Raw genomic sequence first — 26,577 nt, 5'->3', positions numbered from 1 at the left:
CAACTGTTACCTCCGTCACATTTGTGGCGGCTCCGTGCGGACGGCGGCGCGGCACCATGCCTGCAGAGGCAGGCCGCCCGCCCGGTCTGCCTGAGATAAGGAAAGAAGCACTGATGTCTGAACGCACCACTACGGCTGCCAGAAACACTGCAACGGAATCCGCCAGCAGCCACAGCCAGGAACCGCACCTTGCCCGGGCACTGGGCAACCGCCACATCCAGCTGCTGGCCATCGGCGGTGCCATCGGCACCGGGCTGTTCATGGGCTCCGGCAAGACCATCTCCCTCGCCGGCCCGGCCGTCATCTTCGTCTACATGATCATCGGCTCCATGCTCTTCTTCGTGATGCGGGCCATGGGCGAGCTCCTGCTCTCCAACCTGAACTACAAGTCCTTCAGCGACTTCGCCGGCGACCTGCTCGGACCGTGGGCCGGGTTCTTCACCGGCTGGTCCTACTGGTTCTTCTGGGTTGTCACCGGCGTGGCAGACATCGTTGCGATTGCCGGCTACGTGGACAAGCTGGCTCCCGGCACCCCGCTGTGGATCCCCGCGCTCATCACCCCGGTAGTGCTGATCCTGCTGAACCTTCCCACGGTCAAGGCCTTCGGCGAAGCCGAGTTCTGGTTCGCGATCATCAAAGTGGTGGCCATCCTTGCGCTGATCGGCACCGGCGTCGTGATGATTGCTACGAACTTCACCTCCCCCAACGGCGCGGTGGCCAGCCTGGCCAACATCTGGAACGACGGCGGCGTGTTCCCGCACGGCATGTTCGGCTTTATCCTCGGCTTCCAGATCGCCATCTTCGCCTTCGCCGGCATCGAACTGGTGGGTACGGCAGCAGCTGAAACCAAGGACCCGGAAAAGAACCTCCCGCGGGCCATCAACTCGATCCCCATCCGGGTGCTGCTCTTCTACGTTGGGGCCCTGGTGGTCATCATGGCGGTCAACCCGTGGCGGAGCATTGACGGCGCCAGCAGCCCGTTCATCGGCATGTTCACCCTGGCAGGGCTGGGCATCGCGGCAGTGGTCATCAACCTGGTGGTCCTCACCTCCGCGGCTTCCAGCGCCAACTCCGGCATCTACTCCACCTCGCGCATGGTCTACGGCCTGGCGCAGGACGGCAACGCTCCGAAGGCGTTCGGCAAGCTGAGCATCCGCAAGGTCCCCCAGAACGCCCTGCTGTTCTCCTGCATCTTCCTGCTGGCCGGCCTGGTGCTGCTCTACTCCGGCGACTCCGTGATCGGCGCGTTCACCGTGGTCACCTCGGTTGCCTCGGTGCTCACCATGTTCGTCTGGTCCATGATCCTGGTCAGCTACATCGTGTTCCGCCGCCGCCGGCCGCAGCTGCATGCAGCGTCCGCCTTCAAGATGCCCGGCGGCGCGTTCATGCCGTACGTGGTGCTGGCGTTCTTCGTGTTCATGCTGGTTGCCCTGGCCCAGGCTGAGGACACGCGCCTCGCCCTGGTGGTGGCTCCCCTCTGGTTCCTGATCCTGGGCGCTGCCTGGCACTTCAACCGGAAGACGCCGCTCCAGCAGGCGCGGATAGAGGAGTGGAAGGCTGAGTCTGCTTCGGACAAGGCCGCCGCCGAGAAGTCGGCCGCAGGCCAGACGAAAGCCAATGCCCTGAGCTAGGGCGTTCGACGCGACGCGACCCGCGGCGCAACAACCACAGCGACGACGGCGATGGCGGCCGTGAGGGCGAAGACTCCTGCGAAGGAGCCGCCCGGCACCCCGCCCGCCGTCGTCGTCGTGGTTAGCGCAGTAAAGACGATTCCGGTGGCGGCCAGCGCCAACGCTCCGCCCAGGGAATCCGCAATGGACATGGCCGAGCTGTTGAACCCCTCGGTGGCAGGTGTGGACATGGCCAGCGTCATCACGCTCAGGCGCGGATACATCAGCCCCATACCGCCGCCGGCGGAAATCCAGCCGGCAATCGCCACGGCGGCCGGCCAGCCCAGGACGGTGGTCACCAAGGCAAGGACGACGGCGCCAAGCACCATCACGGATCCGATGATCATGGCCCGGAGGTTGCTGAGCTTCCCGCCCATCCGCCCCTGGACGGCGGACGCGCCGGCCCAGGCGAGGGCGCCGCCGGTGAGGGTGAGGCCTGCGAACGTGGGCGAAAAGGAGTAGCGCTCCACCAGCAGGTAGGGAAGATAGACCTCCGCGCCGAAGAACGCCGCCGAGACCAGCCCGCGCGCAAGGATGACGCTCGGCAGCCCGCGCCGGGCCAGCAGGGTGCCGCGCGGCACCAAGGGCCGCACCGCCACCAGGGCAATCACGACGGCGGCCGCCGCCAGGAAGCCGCCGGCCACCGGAACCTGCGCCGACAGGTTCAGCGCCAGGACGGCCAGCGCCGCGAGGGTGGCCCAGGCGAGCCGTCCGTAGGACCAGCGCTGGGCGCCTGTGGTTCCTTCCGGCGTGCCGGCTTTTGCGGGGGTATGGTGCAGTCCCCGCAGCGCGGGCACGACCATCAGGAGCGCCGGAACCACCAGCCCCACCACACCGAGGAACACCCAGTGCCAGCTGGCCGCCTGGGCCACGATGCCGGCCGCGAACGGTCCCACCAGGGACGGGATGACCCACGCTGCGGAAAACGCGGCGAAAATCTTCGGATGCAGCACGGGCGGATAAACGCGCGCCACCACAACGTACAGCGCCACGGTCATGGCGCCGCCGCCCAGGCCCTGCACCAGCCGCCCCGCCACCAGGGAAGCCATGCTGCCCGCCGTCCCCGCGATCAGAAGACCGAGCACGAACAGGGCAACGGAAGCGTACAGGGGTCCCACGGGTCCGCGGCGGTCGGACCAGTTGCCGGCCGCCACCATGCCGATCACACCGGTGGCGAGGGGCCCGGCGAAGGCCAGCGCGTACAGGTCCGCACCGTCCAGTTCGCGGCTGACCAGCGGCATGATGGTGGTTACGGCGAGGGATTCGAACGCCGCCAGGAACACCAGGGCGCACGCGCCGGCCGTCACCAGCAGGTAGTGGCGGTGGAAGATGCCGGCCGTCTCGGGGGCGGCAGCAGGGGCGCTTCGTAGCACGGCGGTGGCCTGATCGGTAGTGGTGGCTGGTGCCTGCCATTAAACACCTCAGGCCGTGTTGTTCAGCGTCATCCTGAACAACACGGCCCGAGGTGCGTGCGGGCAATCCGGCCCGACGATCTTGTGCGCTGCTTTTGTCGCGACTTCCCTAGGGGGCTACCGCCACAGTGTCCCCGGCGACGGGTTCCACGTTGCTTTCGTCCTGATCCTTGTGCCCTGCCGGCCGGCCACTCGACTTTACGGCTAGTGGAACGAACAGGAAGGCCAGGGCGGCGATGAGCCCCGGGATCGCGAAGAACAGGAAGTTCATCTCAACCGGAAGTTTGAGGGTCAGGAGAATGCCTCCAAACGTCGGCCCGACGATGGCCCCCATCCGGCCGACGCCAGATGCCAGTCCGATCGCCGTCGAGCGCATGAACGACGGGTAGTACTGGGACACGAAGGAGTAGGAGATATTCTGTGCTCCCATCGTGCAAGCGCCGGTGAGAGCCACGAGCAGCAGCAGGACCACCATGTTGTCGGCGAACCCCAGCAGGGTCAGCGAGACGGCGGAGATCACGAACATGGGGACGAGCACCCGCTTCACACCCCAGGTGTCCGAGAGCTTTCCGAGCACCAGGGTGCCGACGATGGCCCCCACGTTCAGGACGATCATGAACGTCAGGCTGGAACCCAGGGCATACCCTGCCTCGACCATCAGCTGGGGGAGCCAGATGGTCAAGCCGTTGACCATGAGCAGGCACATGAAGAAGGCAACCCAGATCATGAGCGTCCCGAGTGCGCGGCGATTCTTGAACAGCGCACCCACCGGGCTGCCTGGTTCCTTCTCCTGGACTCCGGTGAACTCCACCGACGGTCCCGGCGCCGCCCCGGGGTTGACCTTGGACAGGGCGGAGCGCAGCGCCTCGAACTGCTTCTTTTCCAACAGGACCGCGGGGGAATCAAGGAAATACTTCATCATGAACGGCAGGAAGAGCAGGGGAAGCACGGCAACCCAGTAGACGCTCTGCCAGCCGAACGCCGGTAGCAGGAGCATCGCGACGAAGGCTGCCAGGATGCCGCCGACCGAGAAGAAGCACATCACGATCGCCACCAGGGTGTTGGCGCGGTTCTTCGGCGCGTAGTCGGTCAGCATGGCGATGACACTGGGCAGGATGCCGCCAATTCCGAGGCCGCCCAGGACGCGCAGGACCGAGAACTCGACGGGTCCCGGGGCGAATCCGCTCAGCGCGGTTGCGGAGCTGAAGAGAACGATGCTGGCCGTGAGGACCTTCTTCCGGCCGAACCGGTCCGCCAGGATCCCGAACAGGATGGCGCCGACCATCATGCCGACGGGGCCGTAGCTGCCAATGGCTCCCGCCTCGACGGGCCCCAGGGACCACTGCTTCATCAGGACGGGCAGCACCGATCCGTAGACCACCAGGTCGTACATGTCGAAGGTGATGATGAAGCAGGCCCAGAACAACATTCCGGCGTGGAAGCGGTTGAACCGCGCCCCGCCGATGAATTCCCTGACATTGACCGTTGTCATGGCAACTGGCTTTCCGGTGTCTTGCCCTTTGTGGTGAATGGCAGGACCAGCCGGGAGTGGTGGGCGGCGTCGCGGTAGATCTTGTGCGTGACGGGCCGGCCCACCGGCAGGTGGAAGGCGTCCGGCGGCAGCAGCGCATTGTGCTCGTCGGCCAGCGGTTCGGCGTTGGACAGCTCCACCGTCAGCTTGTGGCCCGGCATGAACGTGTTCGCGAACGGGTAGAGGCGCAGCACGTATTCCTCGACCGTCCCCGGCTCCACAGGCACGGAACGGGTGTGCGGGTGGTACGGATTGCCCTCGGTGGTGCGGCCGTCAAGTTCACGGTGCGAGGCCTTGAGGTAGCCGCTGGTGATGAGCTGGCGCTTGCCGCTGGGCGCGTAGTCCCAGAGCCGCAGGATGAAGTTGGTGTCCGGCTGGTCGATCTCCGCGAAGATGTGGGCGGCACCGGCGCCGATCATCTCGGTGGCCTCCTCGAAGACCGGAGTTGACCAGCTAATGATCTCCACCTTGTCGGTCACGGTCAGCGGCGCCTGGTAGAAGCCGTCCGGGACGGCGTATTCGGCACCCATCGGCTCGGGCTCGGTGGACAGCGCGTGGCGCGGGCGCAGGTACAGCGACGTGTACTCCACGTCCTTCGGCGGCCACTGGTCCGCGGTGACAACCTCGCGGGAGCCCTCCACGAAGACGCTCACGGCGGGCTCGTCCATCACGCCGTTATCGATGCCCTTGATCCAGTAGTCGTACCACCGGAACATTTTGTCGTGCTCCTCGATGAAGGGACGCGACTGCATGGGCGGGTAGGGGCCGATGTCCAGTTTCTTCGGGCCCCTGAGCTCGTTGAACAGCTCGATGGTGCCGTCCAGGGTCCAGCCGCGGCCCTGGTCGAGCTGCAGCCACACCGGGATGTCGATGTTCGGGGCCAGCGTGACGGGGTTGCGTTCCTCGTACCACTCCCCGTCCAGCTCGTTCATGACGATGTCGAACCAGGCTTCGTGGTTCTTCGGGTAATTCAGGACGTGGACCAGGTTCGGCCAGGCGGCCACGTCCGGGTCCTGCAGCCGCTTCTCGACGAGCTTCTTCAGCTCCCCGGGCGGGTACTTCTCGATCATGCGGGACTTCACGTTGTCCGTGAACGCCCAGCCGGAGTCGCCGCCGCGGCCTTCGCGGGCGGCACGGGGCATGAACCACATGACGCCGCCGTGGTAGGTGGTCTCGTAGAAGTCGTAGTGGCCGCCCGAAACGAAGATTGCCTTCAGGTGCGGCGGCCGCTCGGCTGCTGCCAGCACCTGCATGGAGCCGAAGTAGGAGATTCCCACCATGCCGACGTTGCCGTCGCACCACGGCTGCTCGGCGACCCACTCGATGAAGTCGTACGCATCCTGGCCCAGCGGAACACCGCCGGCGTTGTAGTTGCCGATGTGCTCCCCGCCGGAGTGGCCGGACCCGCGCAGGTCACCGATGACGTGGACGTAGTCCTCCTTGACGATGCGGGCAATGTCGCCGGCCTCGATGCAGCCGTCCCACATCGGGCTGGGCCGCCGCTGCGGCGGGGTGGTGAGAGCGAGCGCCTGCAGTTCCTTGCCGTAAGGGCTCAGGGCGACCAGCGCCGGGCGCGGCTTGTCATCGGTGCCCTGGTAGGCGTCCGCGGCGAGCTCGACGCCGTCGCGCATCGGGACCCGGAGGTCCTTGCGGACGGCGATCTTTTCCCCGCCGGCATTCAGTAACTGGAAGTCATCCATGAGTGCTAATCTCCTCATCTTCGGTCAAGTGGTCCATTGGCGCTTGGTCCGGCGTCGTGCAGTAGCCGTGGAGCGTCGTGAAGAACGGGGACGGCTCCAGGGCGGGGTCCCCCGCATACCCAAGGTCCGCGGCAACCCGGGCGAAAGGCGAGTACGGCGAGTCCGTCTCCTCCAGCCCGGCAGCCAGGCAGCCGCAGGCCGCATCATTGACGCGGGCCTCGATCTCCAGGCTTCCCTGGAGCGCTTCCCGGGCCTGGCCGGCGTCGAGCTCCACGCCGTAGGGCGTGCCGTCGGCGCGGCGGTACGGGTGCCCCAGGTAGAGGTGCCGCGGACGGACCTCGTCGCTGAGGTACTGCAGGCTGGAACGGTAGCCGGCAGGGTCCACATATCCCGGGAAGCCGTTGGCCGCGCCGTGGACCTGTACGGCGTCGCCCACGAACACGTCGTTTTGGCCGTCAATGACATATGCCACCGATCCGGGGGTGTGCCCCGGAATCGCGTGGACTGAGACGGTCACGTCGCCGCCGAGGGAGATGGTCTCACCGCCCCGGACCACCATGGTCGGCTCCATTTCGCCCGAGATGACGGCGTTGGTGGCCGCCGTCAGCTTCGCCTCACCCTCGGGGTCGTGCAGATACTGCCCACGTCCGGAAAGGTATTCGTCCACGTGGGCCCGGCGCGAGCGGAGCATCGGTGCGTCGGCCTCGTGGATCACCACCTGCGCACGCCGTCCGGTGAGCTCCCACAGGGCGTAGGCGCCGCCGACGTGATCGATGTGTCCGTGGGTCAAAAAGATCCAGCGGACGTCCTCGATCCGGCGGCCGATCGCCTCCAGTGCCGGCACCATGCCTTCGGCCGGCGAGGACGCGATTCCGGTGTCCACGATGGCGGGCTCCGGGGCGTCGATGAAGAAGCTGTAGAGACCGAACCGGCCCCACGGGGAGACCATGGGGTGAACGGCCACTGGCGCCGTCATTGCCCCGTGTTCCCGTCAATCCCGGGCCCCGCGTTCAGGAATTCACCTGTCTCCTCGAACGCCCGGTAGAACTCCGGGATCCAGAAGAAGTTCTGGACGAAGCCGTGGTTGGCTCCCTCGTAGCGGCTGACCGTTGCGTCGACGCCTGCCTCCAACAGGCGCCGGCCGTAGAGTTCGCCTTCGTCCCGCAGGGGGTCGTGCTCAGCCGTGATGACCAGGGCTGCGGGCAGTCCGGCGAGGTCCTCGCGCTTGATGGGTGAGACGAGCGGGTCCGCCGGGTCCGCCCCGCTCCCGAGGTAGAAGGAGTTGAACGGCAACAGGCCCGCCGTCTCCAGCCCGTACCCCTCAGCGTTCTCCCGCAGCGAGGGGTAGCGGTCGACGTCGAAGTCCAGGTCCAGCGACGGGTAGAACAGGACCTGGTGGGTAATCCGGTCGAAGCCGTCGTCGTGCGCTTTGGCGGCGACGGCGGCCACGAAGTTGCCGCCTGAGCTGTCGCCGGCGATGGCGAGGTTCTTCCCGTCCCAGCCCAGGCTGTCGCCCTGCTCGGCGGCCCAGCGGACCACCGCGTAACAGTCCTCGAGGCCCGCCGGAAAAGCATTTTCGGGGGCCAGGCGATAGCCGACGGAGATGACCTTGTGGCCGGTTTCCTTGGCGAGGGCCCGGGCCACGTGGTCATGCGTGTCCAGGCTGCCCAGGAAAAATGCGCCGCCGTGGAAGTAGACCAGCAGGCCGTAGGAGTCCGCCTCGGCCGGTGTGTAGATGCGCACGGGCACGCCGCCCGACGGCGTCACAGCGGTGGCGTCCTCGACGGCGTGCAGCGGCAACCGCTGGTCGAGAGGGGGCACCTGGGCTGCCTCGCCGTCGCGCATTGCCTCAGGGTTCAAGGGCGAACCATCGGGTGCCGGCAGGGTTGCGAGAATTTTGCCAATCTCCGGATGGATGGTCATAGCGCTTAGGCCTTTGCTGGTTCGTTGACTGCGGCGGGCTGCTGGGACGTGGGCTTCTGGCCCGGGAAGACATCATTGACTTCTTCCTCGCTCCAGCCCTGGCGGGAAATGCGCTGCAGCTCGTCGGTCACCGGTTTGCGGGTTGCTTGGAACAGGGCCAGCGCCTCCTTGACCGAACCGGCTTCGGCCAGCGCGTCGGCCAGTGCTCCCGCATCCTCAATGGCGGAGTTCGCGCCCTGTCCCTGGTGGTGCAGCATGGAGTGCGCCGCATCGCCCATGAGCACAACGGAGTCGGTGTGCCATGAGTCGACGGGGTCGATGTCGTAGACCGCACGGATGTTCACGGTGTCCATGTCCAGGCCGCGGGCAATCCCCACGATCCGCTCGTCGAAACCTTCCACGGTCTTGAGGAGTTCTTCCTTGGTGATAGCGGGCGCCCAGGTGCCGTCCGGGTTCAGGGCGGTGATGTCGAAGGACATCTGGTTGCGGTGGCGCAGCGGCAGCAGGTAGACCTTCGTGCCCCGGCCCATGTACATCCGCAGGTTGTCATCGACCACCATGCCATGGGCGTCATCGGCGGAGATCACCACGCGGTAGGCGTGCTCGCCGGAGAAGACGGGGCCCTTGTCGCTGAACAGCTGCTCGCGCACCGTGGACTTGATGCCGTCAGCACCGACCACCAGATCGGCCTCGGCGGTTTCCCCGTTGGTGAAGGTCAGGACGGAGCGGCCGTCCTTTTCCTCGATGGCCTGCAGCTTGTGGCCGAGCTGCACCATGCCCTCGGGGAGCACGCTGAGCAGTGCCTCGATGAAGTCGCGGCGGTGGATGAGGTAGGTCTGCTTCTCGTCGCCTGACTCCGGCCAGGTGTCCTTCATGATCGGATCACCGGTGGCCGTGAGGATCTCGAAGTAATCGCTCGGCGAGCTGACCTTGGCCACCGCGTCGAAGATGCCCCACTCGCGGAAGCGGGCCATGGTGGCGGGACGCAGGCCGATGCCGGCGCCGACCTCCCCCATCTGGGGTGCCTGTTCGTAGACCTTGACGTCTGCACCGAGCAGGCTCAGGGCCTTGGCCGCAGCGGCGCCGCCGTAGCCTGCGCCGATGATGGCGATCTTAAGGTTTTTGATTTCGTCAGCCTTCATTGGATGAGCCTCTTTCTTGACAGGGTAAGTTTTTTTGGGGGTTTGTCCGGGGTCAGGCGTGCAGCGACAGGAAGTCGGCCGGGTTGTCCTCGAGCAGGAGTTTGAGGGTGGCGTCGTCGATGCCGGCCGCCCGCATGTCGGGGATCATGTCCTCGAAGATGTAGTTGATGGTGTGGCCCTTCACGCCCGGCCAGCCCAGCGGGCTGCAGTTTGCGTCGGCCGAGACGAGGAGCTTGTCCGCATAGCCCTTGTTCACGAGCTTGACGAAGTGCTCCATGCGCTCGGCGCGCTTCCGGCCCCAGAACGGCGGATCCGGCAGTTCGAGGTCGTAGCCGAACGTGTCGAAACCGATCCGGCCGCCCTGCTCGTAGATCCAATCGTGCGGAGTGATCGGAGCGTTGAGGCCGTCATCGGCGTGGCCGAAGAGCACGCGGTCGAGCGAGAGGCCTTCTTCGTTGAAGATGGTCACTGCCGGTTCGGGGTCGATGGCCAGGTGGGTCAGGATCGGTGCACCGGTGACGACGGCGGCGCGGGCGGCGGCCCGGTAGATGCGCTTGTCCAGTTCCGTCATTCGTCCGCCGCGGCTCACGCCGACCTTGATGACTCCGGCCTTGGCACCCGTGTTGCCGATGCCGACGGTGATCTCGTGGATGAACACCTTCGTGAGGTAGTCAACGGTCGCGCGGGAGAAGTGCGGCAGGGCGGTGTCGCCGCCCACGAAGCCGGTGCAAGCCACGATGTGCACGCCCGTCTTCCGGGACAAGGACTTGTAGTAGTCCACGTCGCGGCCGTTGCAGATGCCCGTGGCGTCCACGAAAGTACCGCCGCCGTACTCGCGGAATTTCCGCAGCTTCGGCACGGTTTCCTCGTAGGCCTGCTCCGGCGACTTCCACCATTTGGTGTCCAGTTCGGATCCGGGCATGCCGTAGCCGATGTGTTCGTGGACCGCCACGATTTCCAGTTCTTCGGCCGGGATGGTTCCCAGCACGGTGTTGACCTTGGTCATTCGTTCACCTCAGGGTTCGAAAGCTTGTTTGTGAATGGGCCTACGCGTGCTTAGAGCACGGTCAGCAGGTTGCGCGGGTTGTCCACGAGGATGCCCCGGGCGTCTTCTTCGCTCAGGCCGCGGGCCTTCAGGAAGGGCACGAACGTGGTCAGGACGTGGCTGTAGGGCAGGTTGTACTCCGGCAGGCCCTTCGCCACGCCGATCGAGTTGCCCGAAAGGATGATCTTGTCGGCATGGCCGGCCCTGACGAGCTCGAGCACCAGTTCGGCGCGTTCGTGGTCCGTGAGGTAGTCCGCGTGGTCATTCAGGCCCACATGGTCGATGCCGACGAAGGCTCCGCGGCCGGCCACCTGGACGGCGGCGCCGGCAGCGTCCCTGCGGTCCAGGTCCCCGACGAGCACCCGGTCGGCACCGATCTGCTCGTCGAGGACGATGTCCAGATCGTGCAGGGCGTCGGCGCCGAAGCGGACGGAGACCGGGACGCCGGTGTCCTTGGCGGCGCGGGCAGAGCCGCGGAAGAGGCTTTCCTCGGTGGGGGTCATTCCGGCGCGGTCGGCGATGGTGGCAATGAGGCCGGCGGCGGCCCGGCGCTCGACCCGGGGAACCACCATCCCCTCCGTGACCTCCTTGCCGAAGAGATCGCTGAACTTCTCTGCCGGCCAGGGGGTGGGCGGGTTGGTCTGCGGCGTCAGGAAGTACCCGCCGAGTTCTTCCTCCGGGCCAAGGCCCGTGGAGGCGACGATGTGGACGCCGGTGGAGCGGGACAGCGCCTCGTAGAGCTTGAGGTCACGGCCGTGGAACATGCCCGTGCTGTCCACGATCGTCTGCCCGCCGTGCTCGCGGAATTCCTTGAGCTTCGCGGCCAGGGCTTCGAAGATCTCCACCCGGTCCATCGAAATGTCGGGGGCGTACTGGGCGCCCGGGAGCACCGACAACAGGGCCTCATGGACCGCGACTACGCCCAGTTCAGAAGCAGGTACGGGACCCAGGACCGTGTTGACGGTTTTCCCGGCCGTGGCATGGAACGCGTCACCGGTGTCGAAGGATGTGGTGTGACTCACTTGGCTTCTCCCTTGGAGATCGGGTGCTGAATGCAGGGGCGCCACGGAGTTCGAACGTGCCGTCGCTCCGTTGCGGTGTAGTCAGCATCACATGATTCTTTACATCGTGTCAAGGAAATTTGCGGAGCGTATGGGTATTCGGCTTCGGAGTGTTCACGAAGACCACGCTCCGTAAGTGCTCTTGACACTGTGTAAAACTTTAGCCCAGACTGTGGGGAGCGCCACATCTACTTCGAAACAAGGGAGTTTCATCGATGAGTCAGACCACCTCGGTAGCGAGCCGCGGCTCGGTACGGGCCACCTTCGTAGCCGCCTACAGCGCGGTTACGCTGGCCCAGATCACCAATGCCTTGCCCGGCGCCCTCAACGGCACCTTTGCAGTGGAATTCCACACTTCGGGCGCAGGCCTGACCTGGATCGCAGGTATGTTCATGATGGGCATTGTGGTTTTTGAGCTCAGTTGGGGGCTTCTGGGCGACCTGTTCGGCCGCAAGAGGCTGCTGTACGCAGGCGCTGTGGTCAGCGTCGTCGGCTCCGTCCTGGCGGCGCTGGCTACAACCACCGAAATGATGATCGCGGCGCAGGCGGTGGGCGGTATCGGGGCGGGCATCCTCTTCCCCATTTCGCTGTCCATGATTGCGGCGATCACCCCCGACCACCGCGCCCGGGCAAAGGTTATCGCCACCTGGGCCGGGTTCCTGTCGCTTGGTGCGGTGATCTCCCCCGTGCTGGCAGGCCTGACCGCTCAGGCTTTTACCGTGGCAGGTCCCGCGGCGGGCGCGCCCAACATCTTTAGTGGCTGGCGGGTGGCTTACTACATAGCCGCCGCGATCGCCGTCGTCGTTATTATCGTTGCGGTCCGCGCGAAGGACTCCGCTGCCGCCGAGGGACGCAAGCTGGACCTGCCCGGCCAGTTCACCCTCGCGCTCGGCCTGATCGCCGTCCTCTACGCCACGGTGACGGCGGTCGACGCCGGCTTCGGCAGCGCCGAGGTCATCGCAAGCTACATCGTGGGCGGCATCCTCCTGGTCGCCTTCGTGATCATCGAAACACGCACCGAGCAGCCGCTGATCCACCTGGCGCTGTTCAAGAACAGCGCCTACTCAATCACGGGCGTTGTTGCCGTCACCGGCATGTTCGCCTTCCTCGCGATCGCCTTCAGCACGAGTGTCGCCGTCGGCGGGCTCGCCCTTGCCGAAGCGTGGAAGGTCGGTGTGTTGTTTATCTTCATCCAGGGTCCGGCCTTCGCTTTCATCCCGGTGGTGGGCTGGCTGATCCACCACGTGGCCCCGCGCTGGGTGCTCACCGCCGGCTTTGCCTTCATGGCCGTCTCCGGTTTCTGGCTCTCGACCTTCGCCCTGGGCACGCCGGAGGCCTTCGGCGGAACTCCCTGGACTGCCTTCATTCCGCCGCTGCTGCTGCTGGGCATCGGGTTTGCGCTCACCGTCGGCTCCATCACCGCCGTCGCCATCAACACTGTCCCTCCGCAGCAGATCGGAATGGCTTCGGCAACGACGAACCTCCTGCGCGACCTGGGCTTCGCCCTGGGACCCGTGATCGGCTCCGCCATTGCATTCGGGGTCGGCGCCACGGCCTTCGCCGGCCCCCTCGCCGGAATCCTCGGCGGGGCAGGACTGCCCGCCGACGCCGTCGCCGGGCTGTCGAACGTGCCGCCGCTTGGCTACCTCTCCGGCTGGGACGGCGTCATTGCGCAGTTCTCCGGCCAGGCAGCGGCGGGCGGCGCACCCGCCCAGGCCGTGGACGGCATGGTCAAGGCCCTCACCTCCGCGCAACCGCAGATCCAGGGCGTGGCAGGGACCTCCCTCGGACAGGGCTTCCAGACTGTCTACCTCGCTGCCGGCATCGCGGCGATCCTCTCCGCTGTCCTCACCCTCTTCATCTCCGCACGGTCCTCGGCACCATCAGCCGATGCCGTCGCGGCAGCCCAGGAGACGCCTGCGGCCAACGCCGAAGCAAACGCCGAAGCCGCCGTCTAACACCGACAGCCTCCGGCGTCGACCCAACACCTTCCATCCGCAAGGAGAACACCGTGACTGCACCCATCGAATCAGACATCGACATCTGGGATGACGACATCCTTGTCGACCCGTACCCCACCTATGCCGCACTCCGTGAGCAGGCCGCAGTGGTGCACCTGCCCAAGAACGACCTGTACGTCCTGACGCGCTACGACGTCATCCGGGACGCCCTGGGTGATCCGGAAACCTTCTCGTCCACCAGCATCGGCTTCAACCCCATGGTGAACGAGGCACTGCAGGGCACCTCGCTCGCCTCCGACCCGCCCATCCACACGCAGCTCCGCGCCACGCTGTCGCAGAACCTCACCCCCCGCGCACTCCGCGGCCTGAAGGTGATCATCGACGAAAAGGCGGACAAGCTCGTCGCCGAGCTCGCAGCCAGCGGCAGCTTCGAAGCCGTCGATTCCCTGGCCCGGGCCTTCCCGATCGAAATCGTTGCAGACCTCATTGGCTTCCAAGGGCACGTCAAGGACAACATGCTCCGCTGGGGCCAGGCCGCGATGCAGGTCATCGGGCCGCTGAACCGGCGCACGCAGGAGAGCTTCCCGATCGCCGGCGAGCTGTACGGCTGGTGCTCATCGGTCACCGCCGAAGACCTCACACCCGGCTCAATCGGCCGCGGAATCTTCGACGCCGAGACACGCGGCGACATTCCCCAGGGCTCTGCGGGGCACATCATCCACCAGTACCTGGGGGCGGGCGTCGACACGACCATCGCCTCGATCGGGAACATCATTGCGCTGTTCGGCCACCATCCCGAGCAGTTCGAGCTGGTCCGGGAGAACCCCGAGCTCGTCCCCGCAGCCTTCGCCGAAGTGCTGCGCTACTGGGCGCCGGTCCACATCTGGGGCCGCAAGGCAACCCGCGACGTCGAAATCGACGGAGTCACCATTCCTGCGGGCGCCCAGGTGGGCATCCTCTTCGGTGCCGGCAACCGGGACCCGCGGCACTACGAGAATCCGGACACCTTTGACGTGAAGCGCAACCCGGTGGACCACCTCTCCTTCGGCTACGGACCGCACGGCTGCGCCGGCCAGGGCCTGGCGAAACTGGAAGCGCATGCCATCATCGAGGCGCTTGCCCGCAGGGTGAAATCACTGACGATCTCGGATGAGGTCCGGGAGCCGAGCAACATTACGCGGAGTTTCGAGTCGCTCCAGGTCGAAAAGGTGGTGGCAGCATGAGGATCGAACTCGACCGGCCGCGCTGCGAAGGACACGGCCTGTGCGAGGAAGCCGCACCCAAGCTGATGCACCTGGATGACGACGGCGAACTGGTCATCGATGTGCCGGAGGTGGACGGGGCCGACCTGGACGCCGCCAAGGCCGCGGTCAGGGTCTGCCCGGTCGCCGCGCTGCGATTGGCCGCGGCATGACGATGCGCAGGATAGTGGTGGTTGGCAACGGCATCGCCGGGCTCACGGCCTGCGACTCGTTGCGCTCGGCGGGCTTCGACGGCGAACTCACCGTCGTCGGCGCCGAGCGCCACCATCCCTACAGCCGGCCTGCCCTGTCCAAGGCGCTGCTGCATGGTGTCAACGGGAACAGCGATGATGCCCTCCAGGCCCACGAGCTCCCCGAGCCGACCCACGACGCCACGGAGCTGCTCGGCGTCAGCGCCACGGGCCTGGACCCCGACGCCCGGCTGGTCCGCCTGGACGGGGGCGGTGAGCTGCCGTATGACGGCCTCGTCATCGCCTCCGGTTCCCGGGCGAAGCGCCTCGCCTCCGGGCATGGAGGAGGCGGGCAACAACGAGTCGGGCAAGGAGGAGTCGGACCGCAACAGGACGGCTCACCCCGGGAGCTCACCCTGCGCACCATCGAGGATGCGATCCTGCTCAAGGAACGCGTCGCGTCGCGCCCCTCGGTCATCGTGATCGGCGGCGGCCCGCTCGGCATGGAGGTTGCGTCCGGCTGCCTGCACATGGGCTGCGAAGTCACCCTCGTCTCCGACGTCAAGCCACTGTCGCGCCAGCTCGGCGGCCATCTCGCGGACATCTTCACCTCCGCCGCCATCCAGCGTGGACTGCGGGTGGTTGGCGGAGGAAAGGCCCGGCTTGTCGACCACGGCACGGGGACACGGGTTGTCCTCGCCGACGGCACCGAACTCCACGCGGATCTTGTGGTCACGGCCGTCGGCGACGAGCCGAACACTGACTGGCTTGCCGGCTCAAACCTCCTCACCGACGGGTCACTGCGTGTCGATTCGCGCGGCCGGGTCCGGCCTGAGATCGTGGCCGCCGGCGACGTGGCGTTCTTCCCCACCCGCCGCGGCGTGCAGCGGGTTCCCCTGTGGACGAGCGCCATCGACCAGGCCAAGGTCGCTGCCGTCGGCCTGCTGCAGGGCGACGCCGCACCCGAATTCAACTTCCAGCCGTATTTCTGGACGGAGGGCTTCGGACTGTCACTCAAAGCGGTCGGTTTTACGCCTGTGGCGGGTGAACCCGACTTCTGCGAACCGGGAGCGGAGAGCGGATCGCTGCTCCTGCGCTGGGACAATCCGGACGGTGCCGGGACCGCCGCCGCGCTCAACTACCGGATCCCGGTCCCCAAACTGCGCCGGCTGGCCGACGCAGGCCCGGCCGCGCTGCGGCCGGCGGCGCCCGTCCTGCGTCCGGCGACCCCCGCCCGGGCCTGACCCCGCACACCACCGTTAGGATTGATCCATGTCGTCGTTGCGAGAAGCCCACAAGAAGCTCACCCGCGACATGATCGTGGAACGTGCGCTTGAGCTCTTCACCGACAAGGGTTACGCCGCGACCACCATCGACGAGATCGCCGCCGCGGCCGGCACCACCCGGGTGACCTTCTACGCCTACTACCCCTCACGCAGCGATCTGATGAGGGACTTCATGGCGCGCGTCAACGAGGTACTGGACCGTGCGGACGGCCCGGAGAGCGGCTCCACTGCTCCCGACCTCGTTGACGTGGTGCGCGCCGGCAAGCTGCCGGGCATCCTGGCCTGGCTGGAGTCGCGGGCGGCACTCTGGCCGGTCTTCCGCCCCTACCTCGACGTGCTCGATGAGGCCGCCGCCGTCGACCGCGAGGTGCGGGCCATGGTCGAGGGATGGCACGAGGAGGTCATCTCCGACCTGGTCCGCGGAATGCAGCTGGCCGGGCGCTTCTCCCCGGAGACGCACCACATCCGCGGAACGCTTGCCTTCACCTCCCTCGACTACGTGGCCACGCTCTGGACGCGGCGGAAGTTTGAACCAAACCGAGAACACGCGCTGGAGGTACTGGCCGACAACTGGTACCACCTGCTCTGCGACGACTAGGCCTCCAGCCGCACCCCTGCCGACGGAACCACTGCTCCGGTGGCGGTTGAATCCGGGTTGAGCATCCAGCCGACCCGCTTGGCGGAGCTCAGGACCACCACGCTTTCGGCCAGTTCCATGCCGGGGATCCGTTGTTGCAGTGCCAGTTCGGCATTCATCACCTCCGCCAGGGAGTGCAGCCACATGATGATCACGAAGTTGGTCCGCCCGGTGGTGGAGGCGGCAAGGCGGACGTTGCGGAACCCCCGCAGCTCTGCCGCCGCGGCCTCGTGCTGGCCCGGCGGCACGTTGGCGAACCACTGGCAGGTGACCGGGTAGCCGGAGTACTTCTGCGCGATCTCGCAGCGGAAGGAGAGCATCTGGCTGGACAGCACCCGGTTGAGCTGCCGCTGGACGGTAGCCGCGCTGCGGCCCAGGCTGCGGGCGATGTCCGCCGCCGTCGCCCTTCCGTCACGCGCCAGGAACGGAATAAGGTCCAGGTGGCTCTGTGGCAGCGCGGCGCCGGGGACGGCGGGCGGGGCGGAGCCCGACGCCTCGGGCCCGGCGAGCGCCTTGAGGGCATTCTGCTGCGCCTTGTTTAGGACGTTGAGCCGCCAGGCGTAGCCGCCCACATGCAGGCGGGTGCAGAGCGCGGTCCGGTACTTGAGCAGGCCCGGGATCTCCTTGAACTGCGGCACCACTGATTCGCTGAAACGGCCAAGGGTGGGCGTGATGACGGTCAGCATCAGGTCGCGGTTGCTGGCGGCTTCCTCCACCGTGACCACTTCGGGGATGGCCGCGAGGGCTGCGGTGACTCCGGCGCGCTGCCGCATTTCGCAGTCCACGTCCACCAGGGCCAGGCACATCTGCTTGGGATCGCCGATCAGGTGGGCGGTGGTCCAGGCCGCGCCGGCGGTCCGCAGCCGCTCCCAGCGCGCCGCAAGCGTAGTGGCGTGCACGCCCAGAATGCCGGCGGCATCAGACCAGCTGACCCGCGGCGCGACCTGGAGCGCGTTGATCAGCTGCAGATCGTCTTCACTGAGTTCCATTCCGCGAAGCACCCTTTCCTGCATGAATCCTGCCAGATCAAGCATAGTTGTGATTTTTTCCAGCTATTTCTGAAATTGTGAATCAGCTCACTCCACAATAGGTTGCAGATCACCAACCAATCGTTCGGGAAAGAGGAAAGCATATGTCGATCACCGCCGATGCCAAGGAACTGCAGGGCGAAATCGCCCGGTTCCGCCATGAGCTGCATCGGGAGCCGGAGATCGGCCTTGACCTCCCCCGGACCCAGGAAAAAGTCCTTCAGGAACTTGAGGGCCTGCCGTACGAGATCACCCTCGGTGAGAGCACGACGTCGGTCACTGCTGTTTTACGCGGCGGCGCACCGCACGCTTCGGCCCAGCGGCCGGCGGTCCTGCTCCGCGCGGACATGGACGGCCTTCCCGTCCAGGAGCGCACCGGCGTCGACTTCACCTCCCGCGTCGACGGAGCCATGCACGCCTGCGGCCACGACCTTCACACCTCCATGCTTGCCGGCGCAGCCCGCCTCCTGGCCGACCGCCGGGATCAGCTGGCCGGCGACGTTGTCCTGATGTTCCAGCCCGGCGAGGAAGGCTTCGACGGCGCGTCCCACATGATCCGCGAAGGCGTCCTGGATGCTGCGGGCCGCCGCGTGGACGCCGCCTACGCCATGCACGTGTTCTCCGCCTTGGAACCGCACGCCCAGTTCTGCACCAAGCCCGGCGTGATCCTCAGTGCCTCGGACGGACTTTTCGTCACCGTCCTGGGTGCCGGCGGCCACGGCTCCGCACCCCACTCCGCCAAGGACCCCGTCACGGCCGTGGCTGAGATGGTGACAGCACTGCAGGTGATGATCACGCGCCAGTTCAACATGTTTGATCCGGTGGTCCTTACCGTCGGCCTCCTGCAGGCAGGCACCAAGCGCAACGTCATTCCTGAATCCGCGCGCTTCGAAGCCACCGTGCGCACCTTCTCGGATGCATCCCGGGAGCGGATGATGACGGCCATTCCGGTGCTGCTCAAAGGCATCGCCGCCGCCCACGGCCTGGAGGTGGATGTGGACTACCGCTCCGAGTACCCGCTCAGCGTTACGGACGAGGACGAGACGAACACCGCCGAAAGGACCATCCAGGAGCTCTTTGGAGAATCGCGCCTCACCCGCTGGGCCACGCCGCTCAGCGGCTCGGAGGACTTCTCCCGGGTCATGGCGGAGGTGCCCGGCACCTTCATCGGCCTCAGCGCCGTCGCCCCGGGGGCGGACCACACGTCCACCCCGTTCAACCATTCCCCCTACGCCACGTTCGACGACGGCGTTCTCTCCGACGGCGCAGCGCTCTACGCGGAGCTGGCTGTTTCCCGCATCGCGGCCCTTGCGGCTGCCGACAACTGACCTTCCGACCACTTTTTGGAGCATCACATGACTTCCACCGTAGGCATGCCAGCCGAGGTCCAGGTTCACAAATCGCACCTGCGGACCCTCATCGGGACCGGCATCGGCAACGCCGTTGAATGGTACGACTGGGCCATCTACGCCACCTTCTCACCGTTCATCGCGAGCGCACTGTTCAGCAAGGCGGACCCGACGTCGGCCTTCCTCGCCACCCTGGCGATCTTCGCCGTCGGCTTCGTGGCCCGTCCGTTCGGCGGTTTCGTCTTCGGCTGGATCGGTGACCGGATCGGCCGCAAGACGTCCATGACGTTCGCGGTGGGTCTCGCCGCGCTGGGCAGCCTCCTGATCGGCATTGCCCCGACCTTCGAAGCCGTGGGAGCCTTCGCATCCGTGATGCTGCTGGTGGCCCGCCTGATCCAGGGCCTGGCCCACGGCGGCGAGCTGCCGTCGTCGCAAACCTACCTTTCCGAGATGGCCCCCAAGGAAAAGCGCGGTTTCTGGGCAACGCTCATTTACACGTCCGGCACCGCCGGCATCCTGGCCGGGACCCTGCTCGGCGCCGTCCTGTCCAACATCCTGAGCTCGGCTGACATGAATGCCTGGGGCTGGCGCATCCCGTTCCTGATCGGCGGCGCCCTGGGCGTCTACGCCCTGGTGATGCGGGCACGCATGAAGGAAACCGAGGCTTTCGCGGCCGAAACGCCCAAGGAAAAGCACGAGCCGATGTGGCCGCAGATCTATCGGCACCGCAAGCAGGCCCTGCAGGTCATCGGCCTGACCGTCGGCCTGACCGTGAGCTATTACATCTGGGGCGTTGTGGCGCCGAGTTACGCCGCCACTGCACTGAAGATGGACCGCGGGGAAGCCCTGTGGGCGGGCGTGATCGCCAACATCGTCTTCATCGCCGCCTTGCCGTTCTGGGGCAAGCTGTCAGACCGCATCGGCCGCAAGCCGGTCCTGATCGCGGGCTCGGCCGGCGCCGCGCTGCTGCACTTCCCCATGACCTGGCTGCTGAAGGACTCCCCCTGGCAGCTGGCCGTCACGATGTCCGTGATGCTGTTCTTCATCGCAGCCAGCGCCGCCATCGTTCCCGCCGTCTACGCCGAGCTCTTCCCCACCAAGATCCGCACCGTTGGCGTCGGCGTTCCCTACTCCATCTGCGTCGCGGCCTTCGGCGGCACGGCGCCGTACCTGCAGACCTGGCTGGGCACCATCGGACAGGCCAACCTGTTCAATGTCTACGCCGTGCTCCTGCTGCTGGTGGGCATCGCGTTCGTCTTCACCATCCCGGAGACGAAGGGCAAGGACCTGACGCACTAGCGTTCCCGGGCTGGCGGCATGGTTCGCCCAGGGGGACCAACAGAGACGGAACCGGCGAAGGCCGGGCGGCGCGGCCGCCCGGCCTTCGTTGGTGCCGCGTCTGAAGCGTCACAGGCCCGGCCCGCACACCGGATGCCCAGTCTGACCTGCGTACAATCGACCGACAGCCATCTACCAAGGGAACCATGAAGAAACTCACCACGGCCCTGCTCGCCGCCGGGCTCATCATCTCCGCTTCCGCCTGCTCCGCACCGGCAAAACTGACCACCGCCGAAACCTGCGACCGGCTCAAGATCGTTGTGACGGACTCCAGCACCAGCGCCGGCAAGACCGGGATGATCATCCTCGGCAACCGGCTCCGCCCGCTCGTCGGAGGTGCCTCCGATGAGATGAAGCCCGCCGTGCAGGCGATCCTGGATTACGCCGATGAGAACGCGAAAGAGTCGCCCGACGCTGAAAAGATGGCCCAGCTGCAGGCCGACTACCAGAAGGCCGGCGCTACATTCGGGCAGTTCTGCAACTAGTCTCTGCCACCAGGTGTTTCGGCGCGACGGCAGCCCTTCTCCCGAGCTGCCGTCAGCCCAAATGGACGGGAGCGGCCTCGGCATCGGCGCCGCTGAACGTCGTCCGGTCGATCCTGATCAGCACTACTGCAACCGGGATGATCAGGATTGCCACGGCCGCCGCCCACAGGAACACCGCCGAGTAGCCGGCTGTCAGCGCCGCCCTGGAGGCGCCACCTGCGGCAGCCGTAAATGCAGCTGCGATGGTGCTGAACAGGGCAATGCCCAGGGAGCCTCCGATCTGCTGCGAGGCGTTGACCAGGGCACTGGCAACCCCGGAGTCATCCTTGTCCACGCCGAAAAGGGCAAGGTTCTGCATCGGAACAAACACCATGCCAAGGCCCATCCCCATCAGGATCAGGGCAGGAAGCATGTTCACGGCATAGCTGCCTTCGGCGCTGACCTGCGTCAGCCACAGCATGGAAGCCGCCATGAAGACGGGTCCCACCGCGGTGGGGATTTTCGCCCCGAGTTTCGGCAGGTTCTTCGCAACCACTGCAGCGGTGGCGATCAGCACCACGGTCATGGGCAGGGACGCAACGCCTGCCGGGAACGGCGCGAAACCGAGCACGATCTGGATGTAGTAGTTGATGAACAGAATGCCGCCAATCAGGACGGCACCGGACAGGAACGAGGCGAGGAACGCTGCTGCCCGGTTGCGCTCCGTGGCGACGCGGAGCGGCAGCAAGGGATGCTTCACGTTTTTCTCCACCAGCACGAAGAGGGCCAGCAGCACCACGCCTGCCAGGATAAAGCCCCAGGCTTCCGGAGCACCCCAGCCGTGTTCGGCATTGGTGAAGCCATAGACCAGTGACCCCAGGCCGAGGGCTGCGAGGACGACGCCGGGCCAGTCGTATTTGGTGGACCCTTCAGCTTTGCTTTCGCGCACCGTAAGCCAGACGCCGAGAAAGGCGATGACGGCGATGGGGATATTCACGAAGAAGCACCACCGCCAGGACGCGTAGTCCGTGAGGTAGCCGCCCAGGAGGACGCCAATGGCTGCCCCGACGCCGCTGATGGAGCCAAAGATCGCGAATGCCGTACCGCGGTCCTTGCCGGCGGGGAACGCAACTGTCAGCAGCGCCAGCGCGGCAGGCGCCAGCAGCGCGGCGAACACACCCTGAAGGGCGCGCGCGCCGATCAGCTCCCACGATTCCTGCGCGATCCCGCCTACGAACGACGCGGCGGCGAAACCGACGGCGGCCACGATGAAGGTCCGCTTGCGTCCCCAGAAGTCCGCGATCCGTCCGCCCAGCAGCAGGAACGCCCCGAAAGCCAGAGCGTACGCCGTCACCACCCAGGACCGCGTCGAATCGCTGATCCCCATTTCGGTCTGCAGCCGCGGGAGGGCGAGATTCACAATCGTGCCATCCAGGACCACCATGAGTTGCGCAAGGGCAAGGAAAATCAGTGCCCACCACGCTTTCTGCGGCTTTTCCTCCTGCCGCACCTGCGCTGTTGCCGTATCTAGTGCCATCCTTCACAACCCTCCAAGTAGTAATACTTATAGAAGTATAACTACCTAGCCAGTGCCCACTAAGACAAAAACGGTGTGACGATGGCTACGCGGGTTCGTCGAGAAACGAAGCGAGGCGCTGGAGCGCCGGAAGGCTCGCTGAGATCTGCTCCCGTTCCGCCGGGAGAAGCTTGGAACTTGCTGCCGCAAGCGACTCCGCCCAAGCGGCCTCCAGCACGGTCTTGATGCGCTGGGACTCCCCGGTGGGATGGAGGGCGACGTACCTCTTGTCGGCGGCGTCTCGCGTGCGGGTCACCAGGTTGCCGGTGACGAGCTCGCGCACCTGCACACTCACGTTGCTGAACTGCCGACCCAGCCGGCTGGCGACTTCGGCGACAGTGATTCCCGGGTGGTTTTCGATCACCCGGAGGATCTCCAGCTGGCCATTGGGCAGCGGGCGGACCCCGGTCTCCTGGTGGGACTTCCGCTTGACGTCCGCGGAAATGTCAAGAATGGCCACAGCGAGGGCGCGGAGGTCCACGGCCTGTGCAGATCCTTCACCTCCGCCAACATTTTCCATCCCCTCAGCATAGGCGGGGTCCAGGGTCAAGGTGCTGCGAACGCCGCAGCTGATACCCACAGTATACCCGGTGGGGTATATTGGACGTGTCCCCCCGCCACCGCAGAACCGTGCCAGGGAGCCCAAAAGGACCAAGATGAACGCAGAGGAACGGCCGGAAGGCCTGCAGCTAGACGAGTCCGCCACGCCAAGGCCGGCCGCCACAGAGGACCAACGCCGGCTTGAGGACCACCGCCTCCAACGCCGCGTGGTGTCCATTCTCGTCGGCGGCCAGATCCTCGGCGGCATTGGCATGGGGGCGACGCTTTCCCTCGGCTCCCTGCTCGCGGCGCAGCTCTCCGGATCCAACGCCTGGTCCGGCATGGCAGCCACCATGAGCACGCTCGGCGCCGCTTTCGCCGCTGTCCCGCTGGCCCGCCTGGCCCAGGCCCGCGGCCGGCGGATCTCGCTGTCCACCGGCGCCCTCATTGCGGGGGCGGGCGCCGTGCTGGCCATCAGCTCGGCCGCCCTGGGTCTCTTTCCTGTGCTGCTGCTGGGCCTGATGCTCCTCGGTGCGGGTTCCGCGGTAAACCTGCAGGCGCGCTTCGCCGCAACCGATCTGTCCCGCCCGGGTTCCCGGGGCCGTGACCTCTCCATTGTGGTGTGGTCCACAACCATCGGCGCCGTCCTGGGGCCGAACCTTTTTGGCCCTGGCGAGGCGGTCGGCGCAACCCTTGGCCTTCCCCCGCTGACAGGTGCTTTCGCCTTTTCCGTCGCCGCCCAGCTGGCTGCCGCCGTCGTCTATTCAACCGGCCTGCGGCCGGACCCCCTGCTCACCGCCATGGCCTCCCGCGTGCCCGATCCCGCAGCACCCCGGCCAAAAAGCGGCCTGCGGATTCTGCGAAGCAACCCCCGGGCGCGGTATGCGGTGGCCGCCGTCGCACTCAGCCACGCCACAATGGTGGCGCTGATGTCCATGACGCCCGTGCACCTGCGCGACCACGGGGCCAGCCTCACGGTGGTCGGCCTGACCATCAGCCTGCACATCGCGGGCATGTACGCGCTGTCTCCGGTTTTCGGCTGGATGGCGGATAAGGCCGGCCGGCTGCGCACCATCCTCCTGGGCCAGGCGATGCTGCTGCTTTCACTGCTGCTGGCAGGGGTTGCGCCGGACTCCGGCGCGGCCGTGACCGCCAGCCTCATCCTGCTGGGGCTGGGCTGGTCCGCCTCGGTGGTCGCCGGCTCTGCGCTGGTGGCCGAGTCGGCTCATGTGCAGGACCGGCCTGCGATCCAGGGTGTTTCGGACCTGAGCATGAACGCTGCCGGGGCCACCGGCGGAGCGCTGGCCGGTCCTGTGCTGGCCGTCGTCGGGTATTCCGGGCTGGGACTGTTTTCCATAGCCCTGGTGGCCGTCGTGACCATCTGGACTTTCCTGCAGCCGCGACGCCCCGACCAGGACCCCACCCAAGACCACAATCAGCCGTGACAAACAACACCACGCCCGAGTCGGACGTCCGCCGGGACGCAAGCGACGCAACGGCTGGCCGCCTCCGGCAGTTCCGGCTGGTTCTCCGCAGCTGGTCCCGCCAGCGGGTGGCTACCGCCTTTGTTGCGGCCGTTGTGGCCGCCATCTTCCTGACGGGTGCAAACGGCATGATTGCCGGCGGGGGCACCGGCTGGACGGGCTACGTCCTGGTGGGCGCGGGGTCGATCCTGGCCGGCTTCCTGGCAGGGAGCTACGTGAACGCTCCGATCGGCGCGGCTTCCACGCTGTGCGATCTGCGCTGGCCCGTACTGGGCCTCTTCGGCGCGGTGTGGGCGAGCTCGGCGAGGGAGGAACTGCCGTCAGCCCAGGTGGCCGCCGGGCTGCTGTCCCTGGGCGTCATGGCGTGGGCCCTGCACGGCCGCCTGGAGCTGGAGCGCAAGGTCACGCTGGGCCGCGGCGGATCGCCGGACGCCGATGCCGACACCTGCACCGACTGCCGTCCGATGTTCCCCGCCTGAGCACGCAGGCGCGGGCGGGCACCTCCGGGGTCGGATGGCGCCTCTGCCACCCAAAACGATGACGACGGCGGCAGTTACCTTGCGTGACGCCCCGTTACCTTTGACACGCCCTGCGCCTCCGGTTCGGGGTCCACGATGACGCTTTGAGTCACTGGATTAACGCGGGTGAACGCGCGCGACGCAGGCCATTGATGCCGCGACAGGCCGGACCGTAATCTCAGTCCAATCGACCGCTGACCAGCGGTGAAGCCCCTGCGGTGACCGCCGCAATCGTGAAGGAATCCCCATGTCATCGCATCAGAACCCCAAAGGATCCACCCGCATCGTTGCGGGGGAAGCCCACAAGCCCCAAAGCTTCGGACTAAAGCGCAAGCGCGCCCTGGGAATCGGCGTCGCCGCCGGTCTCGTGGCACTCATTGCCGGCGGCGCGGCAGTGGCGTCGTCGCTGTCCGGCGCTAGGGGCAACACCGAAGCGCAGCCGGCGGCCGCCGTGACGGGCGCGCCGGCGGCGGAATTGAAGCTGGGTTATTTCGGCAACGTCACGCACGCCCCGGCCCTGGTGGGCGTCAAGCAAGGCTTCATTGCCAAGAGCCTGGGTGATACGAAGCTCAGCACGCAGGTGTTCAACGCCGGGCCGGCCGCGATCGAGGCGCTGAACGCCGGTGCGATCGATGCCACATATATCGGTCCGAATCCGGCGATCAACTCGTTTGTGAAGAGCCAGGGCGAGTCCGTCAGCATCATCGCGGGCGCGGCGGCGGGCGGCGCGCAGCTGGTGGTCAGGCCGGAGATCGGGTCCGCGGCGGATTTGAAGGGCAGGACCCTGTCCTCGCCGCAGCTGGGCGGGACCCAGGATGTGGCGCTGCGGGCGTGGCTGGCGGGGCAGGGCTACAAGACGAACACCGACGGCAGCGGCGATGTGGCGATCAACCCGACCGAGAACGCGCAGACCCTGAAGCTGTTCCAGGACGGCAAGCTCGACGGCGCGTGGCTGCCGGAGCCGTGGGCGTCCCGGCTGGTGCTGCAGGCCGGCGCGAAGGTGCTGGTGGACGAGAAGGACCTGTGGGACGGTTCCCTGACCGGTAAGCCCGGCGAGTTCCCCACCACCATCCTGATCGTGAACAAAAACTTCGCCGCCGATCACCCGGACACCGTCAAGGCACTGCTGAAGGGCCACGCCGAATCCGTGGCCTGGCTCAACGCCGCTGCCGCGGACGAGAAATCCTCCGTGATCAACGCCGCCCTGAAGGAAGCGTCCGGCGCCGAACTGAAGCCCGACGTCATTGAGCGGTCGCTCAAGAACATCGTCTTCACCGTGGATCCGTTGGCCGGAGCCTACACGAAGCTGCTGCAGGACGGTGTGGACGCCGGCACCACCAAGCAGGCCGACATCAACGGCATCTTCGACCTCACGGCACTGAACGGCGTCACCGCCGAAACCGGCGGCAGCAGGGTCAGCGCCGCCGGGCTCGGCAAGGACTGAGCCGGCTAACGCCGCGGGGCTGAGGGGGCGGCAGGC

The 26,577-nt window shown here is 66.7% G+C and carries 23 protein-coding genes; 12 read left to right on the top strand and 11 right to left on the bottom strand.

What is annotated here, in order from left to right:
- Nucleotides 1-113 precede the first annotated feature (113 nt).
- Nucleotides 114-1,631, top strand: coding sequence for an amino acid permease (locus WMN78_RS14300; protein ID WP_340534406.1), 1,518 nt, complete (start codon nt 114-116; stop codon nt 1,629-1,631).
- Here the strand turns inward: WMN78_RS14300 and WMN78_RS14295 are convergent.
- From WMN78_RS14295 to WMN78_RS14260, 8 genes are all read right to left on the bottom strand, one after another.
- Nucleotides 1,628-3,043 carry an MFS transporter gene (locus WMN78_RS14295; RefSeq protein ID WP_340534405.1) on the bottom strand — a complete coding sequence of 472 codons (1,416 nt, stop codon included), beginning with the start codon at nt 3,041-3,043 and terminating at the stop codon, nt 1,628-1,630. The two genes, WMN78_RS14300 and WMN78_RS14295, sit on opposite strands and share 4 nt — an antisense overlap.
- Nucleotides 3,044-3,191: 148 nt before the next feature.
- On the bottom strand, nt 3,192-4,574 hold the full coding sequence (locus tag WMN78_RS14290; protein WP_340534404.1) for an aromatic acid/H+ symport family MFS transporter: 1,383 nt from the start codon (nt 4,572-4,574) through the stop codon (nt 3,192-3,194).
- Nucleotides 4,571-6,313, bottom strand: a complete 1,743-nt coding sequence (locus WMN78_RS14285) for a CocE/NonD family hydrolase (RefSeq protein ID WP_340534403.1) — start codon at nt 6,311-6,313, stop codon at nt 4,571-4,573. Before WMN78_RS14285 ends, WMN78_RS14290 begins: the two co-directional genes overlap by 4 nt.
- Nucleotides 6,306-7,289 (bottom strand): MBL fold metallo-hydrolase, encoded by a 984-nt coding sequence (locus WMN78_RS14280; RefSeq protein WP_340534402.1) that lies wholly within the window; start codon nt 7,287-7,289, stop codon nt 6,306-6,308. The genes WMN78_RS14285 and WMN78_RS14280 overlap by 8 nt, the downstream gene beginning before the upstream one ends.
- Nucleotides 7,286-8,236 (bottom strand): alpha/beta hydrolase, encoded by a 951-nt coding sequence (locus WMN78_RS14275; RefSeq protein ID WP_340534401.1) that lies wholly within the window; start codon nt 8,234-8,236, stop codon nt 7,286-7,288. Before WMN78_RS14275 ends, WMN78_RS14280 begins: the two co-directional genes overlap by 4 nt.
- Nucleotides 8,237-8,241: 5 nt before the next feature.
- Nucleotides 8,242-9,378, bottom strand: coding sequence for an NAD(P)/FAD-dependent oxidoreductase (locus tag WMN78_RS14270; RefSeq protein WP_340534400.1), 1,137 nt, complete (start codon nt 9,376-9,378; stop codon nt 8,242-8,244).
- 52 nt (nt 9,379-9,430) lie between these two features.
- On the bottom strand, nt 9,431-10,384 hold the full coding sequence (locus WMN78_RS14265) for a phosphotriesterase (RefSeq protein WP_340534399.1): 954 nt from the start codon (nt 10,382-10,384) through the stop codon (nt 9,431-9,433).
- A gap of 50 nt (nt 10,385-10,434) precedes the next feature.
- The gene (locus tag WMN78_RS14260; RefSeq protein ID WP_340534398.1) at nt 10,435-11,445 is read right to left on the bottom strand and encodes a phosphotriesterase; all 1,011 of its coding nucleotides are present in this window, start codon (nt 11,443-11,445) and stop codon (nt 10,435-10,437) included.
- Between the two features lie 254 nt (nt 11,446-11,699).
- Here WMN78_RS14260 and WMN78_RS14255 point away from each other — a divergent pair, with 254 nt between their 5' ends.
- Genes WMN78_RS14255 through WMN78_RS14235 form a run of 5 tightly spaced genes read left to right on the top strand, consistent with a single transcriptional unit; the run spans nt 11,700 to nt 16,761 of the window.
- On the top strand, nt 11,700-13,442 hold the full coding sequence (locus WMN78_RS14255) for an MFS transporter (protein ID WP_340534397.1): 1,743 nt from the start codon (nt 11,700-11,702) through the stop codon (nt 13,440-13,442).
- 53 nt (nt 13,443-13,495) lie between these two features.
- The gene (locus WMN78_RS14250) at nt 13,496-14,668 is read left to right on the top strand and encodes a cytochrome P450 (RefSeq protein ID WP_340534396.1); all 1,173 of its coding nucleotides are present in this window, start codon (nt 13,496-13,498) and stop codon (nt 14,666-14,668) included.
- A complete protein-coding gene (locus tag WMN78_RS14245) occupies nt 14,665-14,859 on the top strand; it encodes a ferredoxin (RefSeq protein WP_340534395.1) in 195 nt (64 codons plus the stop codon). The genes WMN78_RS14250 and WMN78_RS14245 overlap by 4 nt, the downstream gene beginning before the upstream one ends.
- Nucleotides 14,856-16,121, top strand: coding sequence for an FAD/NAD(P)-binding oxidoreductase (locus WMN78_RS14240; protein ID WP_340534394.1), 1,266 nt, complete (start codon nt 14,856-14,858; stop codon nt 16,119-16,121). The genes WMN78_RS14245 and WMN78_RS14240 overlap by 4 nt, the downstream gene beginning before the upstream one ends.
- Before the next feature lie 28 nt (nt 16,122-16,149).
- Nucleotides 16,150-16,761, top strand: coding sequence for a TetR/AcrR family transcriptional regulator (locus WMN78_RS14235; RefSeq protein WP_340534393.1), 612 nt, complete (start codon nt 16,150-16,152; stop codon nt 16,759-16,761).
- Here the strand turns inward: WMN78_RS14235 and WMN78_RS14230 are convergent.
- On the bottom strand, nt 16,758-17,789 hold the full coding sequence (locus WMN78_RS14230) for an Lrp/AsnC family transcriptional regulator (RefSeq protein ID WP_340534517.1): 1,032 nt from the start codon (nt 17,787-17,789) through the stop codon (nt 16,758-16,760). The genes WMN78_RS14235 and WMN78_RS14230 overlap by 4 nt on opposite strands.
- 143 nt (nt 17,790-17,932) lie before the next feature.
- On the opposite strand from WMN78_RS14230, the gene WMN78_RS14225 reads away from it, so the two are divergent.
- The 3 genes from WMN78_RS14225 to WMN78_RS14215 all read left to right on the top strand — a co-directional run bounded on the left by WMN78_RS14225 (nt 17,933) and on the right by WMN78_RS14215 (nt 21,000).
- A complete protein-coding gene (locus tag WMN78_RS14225) occupies nt 17,933-19,156 on the top strand; it encodes a M20 family metallopeptidase (protein ID WP_340534392.1) in 1,224 nt (407 codons plus the stop codon).
- Between the two features lie 27 nt (nt 19,157-19,183).
- Entirely contained in the window at nt 19,184-20,476 is a 1,293-nt protein-coding gene (locus WMN78_RS14220; protein WP_340534391.1) for an MFS transporter, read from the top strand.
- A gap of 185 nt (nt 20,477-20,661) precedes the next feature.
- On the top strand, nt 20,662-21,000 hold the full coding sequence (locus WMN78_RS14215; protein WP_340534390.1) for a hypothetical protein: 339 nt from the start codon (nt 20,662-20,664) through the stop codon (nt 20,998-21,000).
- Nucleotides 21,001-21,052: 52 nt separating this feature from the next.
- On the opposite strand, the gene WMN78_RS14210 is transcribed toward WMN78_RS14215, so the two are convergent.
- Both WMN78_RS14210 and WMN78_RS14205 read right to left on the bottom strand, forming a co-directional pair.
- Nucleotides 21,053-22,516 carry an MFS transporter gene (locus tag WMN78_RS14210; RefSeq protein ID WP_340534389.1) on the bottom strand — a complete coding sequence of 488 codons (1,464 nt, stop codon included), beginning with the start codon at nt 22,514-22,516 and terminating at the stop codon, nt 21,053-21,055.
- A gap of 85 nt (nt 22,517-22,601) precedes the next feature.
- The gene (locus tag WMN78_RS14205) at nt 22,602-23,075 is read right to left on the bottom strand and encodes a MarR family winged helix-turn-helix transcriptional regulator (protein ID WP_340534387.1); all 474 of its coding nucleotides are present in this window, start codon (nt 23,073-23,075) and stop codon (nt 22,602-22,604) included.
- 136 nt (nt 23,076-23,211) lie between these two features.
- Between WMN78_RS14205 and WMN78_RS14200 the strand changes: the two genes are divergently transcribed.
- From WMN78_RS14200 to WMN78_RS14190, 3 genes are all read left to right on the top strand, one after another.
- Complete coding sequence (locus WMN78_RS14200) at nt 23,212-24,540, top strand: MFS transporter (RefSeq protein ID WP_340534386.1); 1,329 nt, start codon at nt 23,212-23,214, stop codon at nt 24,538-24,540.
- Complete coding sequence (locus WMN78_RS14195) at nt 24,537-25,058, top strand: hypothetical protein (protein ID WP_340534384.1); 522 nt, start codon at nt 24,537-24,539, stop codon at nt 25,056-25,058. The genes WMN78_RS14200 and WMN78_RS14195 overlap by 4 nt, the downstream gene beginning before the upstream one ends.
- A 286-nt stretch (nt 25,059-25,344) precedes the next feature.
- The gene (locus WMN78_RS14190) at nt 25,345-26,541 is read left to right on the top strand and encodes an ABC transporter substrate-binding protein (protein ID WP_340534383.1); all 1,197 of its coding nucleotides are present in this window, start codon (nt 25,345-25,347) and stop codon (nt 26,539-26,541) included.
- Nucleotides 26,542-26,577 lie beyond the last annotated feature (36 nt).

Source organism: Arthrobacter oryzae, assembly GCF_037911235.1.
Taxonomy (GTDB): Bacteria; Actinomycetota; Actinomycetes; order Actinomycetales; family Micrococcaceae; genus Arthrobacter; species Arthrobacter oryzae_E.
Note: the sequence above shows the minus strand (reverse complement) of the source record. Positions and strands in the feature narration are given on the sequence as shown.

Bases quoted from the DNA above. Each gene is read 5' to 3' on its own strand.
- WMN78_RS14290 (WP_340534404.1), bottom strand. From the start codon at position 4,574: ATGACAACGGTCAATGTCAGGGAATTCATCGGCGGGGCGCGGTTCAAC.
- WMN78_RS14255 (WP_340534397.1), top strand. From the start codon at position 11,700: ATGAGTCAGACCACCTCGGTAGCGAGCCGCGGCTCGGTACGGGCCACC.
- WMN78_RS14200 (WP_340534386.1), top strand. From the start codon at position 23,212: ATGAACGCAGAGGAACGGCCGGAAGGCCTGCAGCTAGACGAGTCCGCC.
- WMN78_RS14240 (WP_340534394.1), top strand. From the start codon at position 14,856: ATGACGATGCGCAGGATAGTGGTGGTTGGCAACGGCATCGCCGGGCTC.
- WMN78_RS14265 (WP_340534399.1), bottom strand. From the start codon at position 10,384: ATGACCAAGGTCAACACCGTGCTGGGAACCATCCCGGCCGAAGAACTG.
- WMN78_RS14275 (WP_340534401.1), bottom strand. From the start codon at position 8,236: ATGACCATCCATCCGGAGATTGGCAAAATTCTCGCAACCCTGCCGGCA.
- WMN78_RS14235 (WP_340534393.1), top strand. From the start codon at position 16,150: ATGTCGTCGTTGCGAGAAGCCCACAAGAAGCTCACCCGCGACATGATC.
- WMN78_RS14210 (WP_340534389.1), bottom strand. From the start codon at position 22,516: ATGGCACTAGATACGGCAACAGCGCAGGTGCGGCAGGAGGAAAAGCCG.
- WMN78_RS14215 (WP_340534390.1), top strand. From the start codon at position 20,662: ATGAAGAAACTCACCACGGCCCTGCTCGCCGCCGGGCTCATCATCTCC.
- WMN78_RS14245 (WP_340534395.1), top strand. From the start codon at position 14,665: ATGAGGATCGAACTCGACCGGCCGCGCTGCGAAGGACACGGCCTGTGC.
- WMN78_RS14300 (WP_340534406.1), top strand. From the start codon at position 114: ATGTCTGAACGCACCACTACGGCTGCCAGAAACACTGCAACGGAATCC.
- WMN78_RS14205 (WP_340534387.1), bottom strand. From the start codon at position 23,075: ATGGAAAATGTTGGCGGAGGTGAAGGATCTGCACAGGCCGTGGACCTC.
- WMN78_RS14230 (WP_340534517.1), bottom strand. From the start codon at position 17,789: ATGGAACTCAGTGAAGACGATCTGCAGCTGATCAACGCGCTCCAGGTC.
- WMN78_RS14285 (WP_340534403.1), bottom strand. From the start codon at position 6,313: ATGGATGACTTCCAGTTACTGAATGCCGGCGGGGAAAAGATCGCCGTC.
- WMN78_RS14220 (WP_340534391.1), top strand. From the start codon at position 19,184: ATGACTTCCACCGTAGGCATGCCAGCCGAGGTCCAGGTTCACAAATCG.
- WMN78_RS14190 (WP_340534383.1), top strand. From the start codon at position 25,345: ATGTCATCGCATCAGAACCCCAAAGGATCCACCCGCATCGTTGCGGGG.
- WMN78_RS14280 (WP_340534402.1), bottom strand. From the start codon at position 7,289: ATGACGGCGCCAGTGGCCGTTCACCCCATGGTCTCCCCGTGGGGCCGG.
- WMN78_RS14270 (WP_340534400.1), bottom strand. From the start codon at position 9,378: ATGAAGGCTGACGAAATCAAAAACCTTAAGATCGCCATCATCGGCGCA.
- WMN78_RS14225 (WP_340534392.1), top strand. From the start codon at position 17,933: ATGTCGATCACCGCCGATGCCAAGGAACTGCAGGGCGAAATCGCCCGG.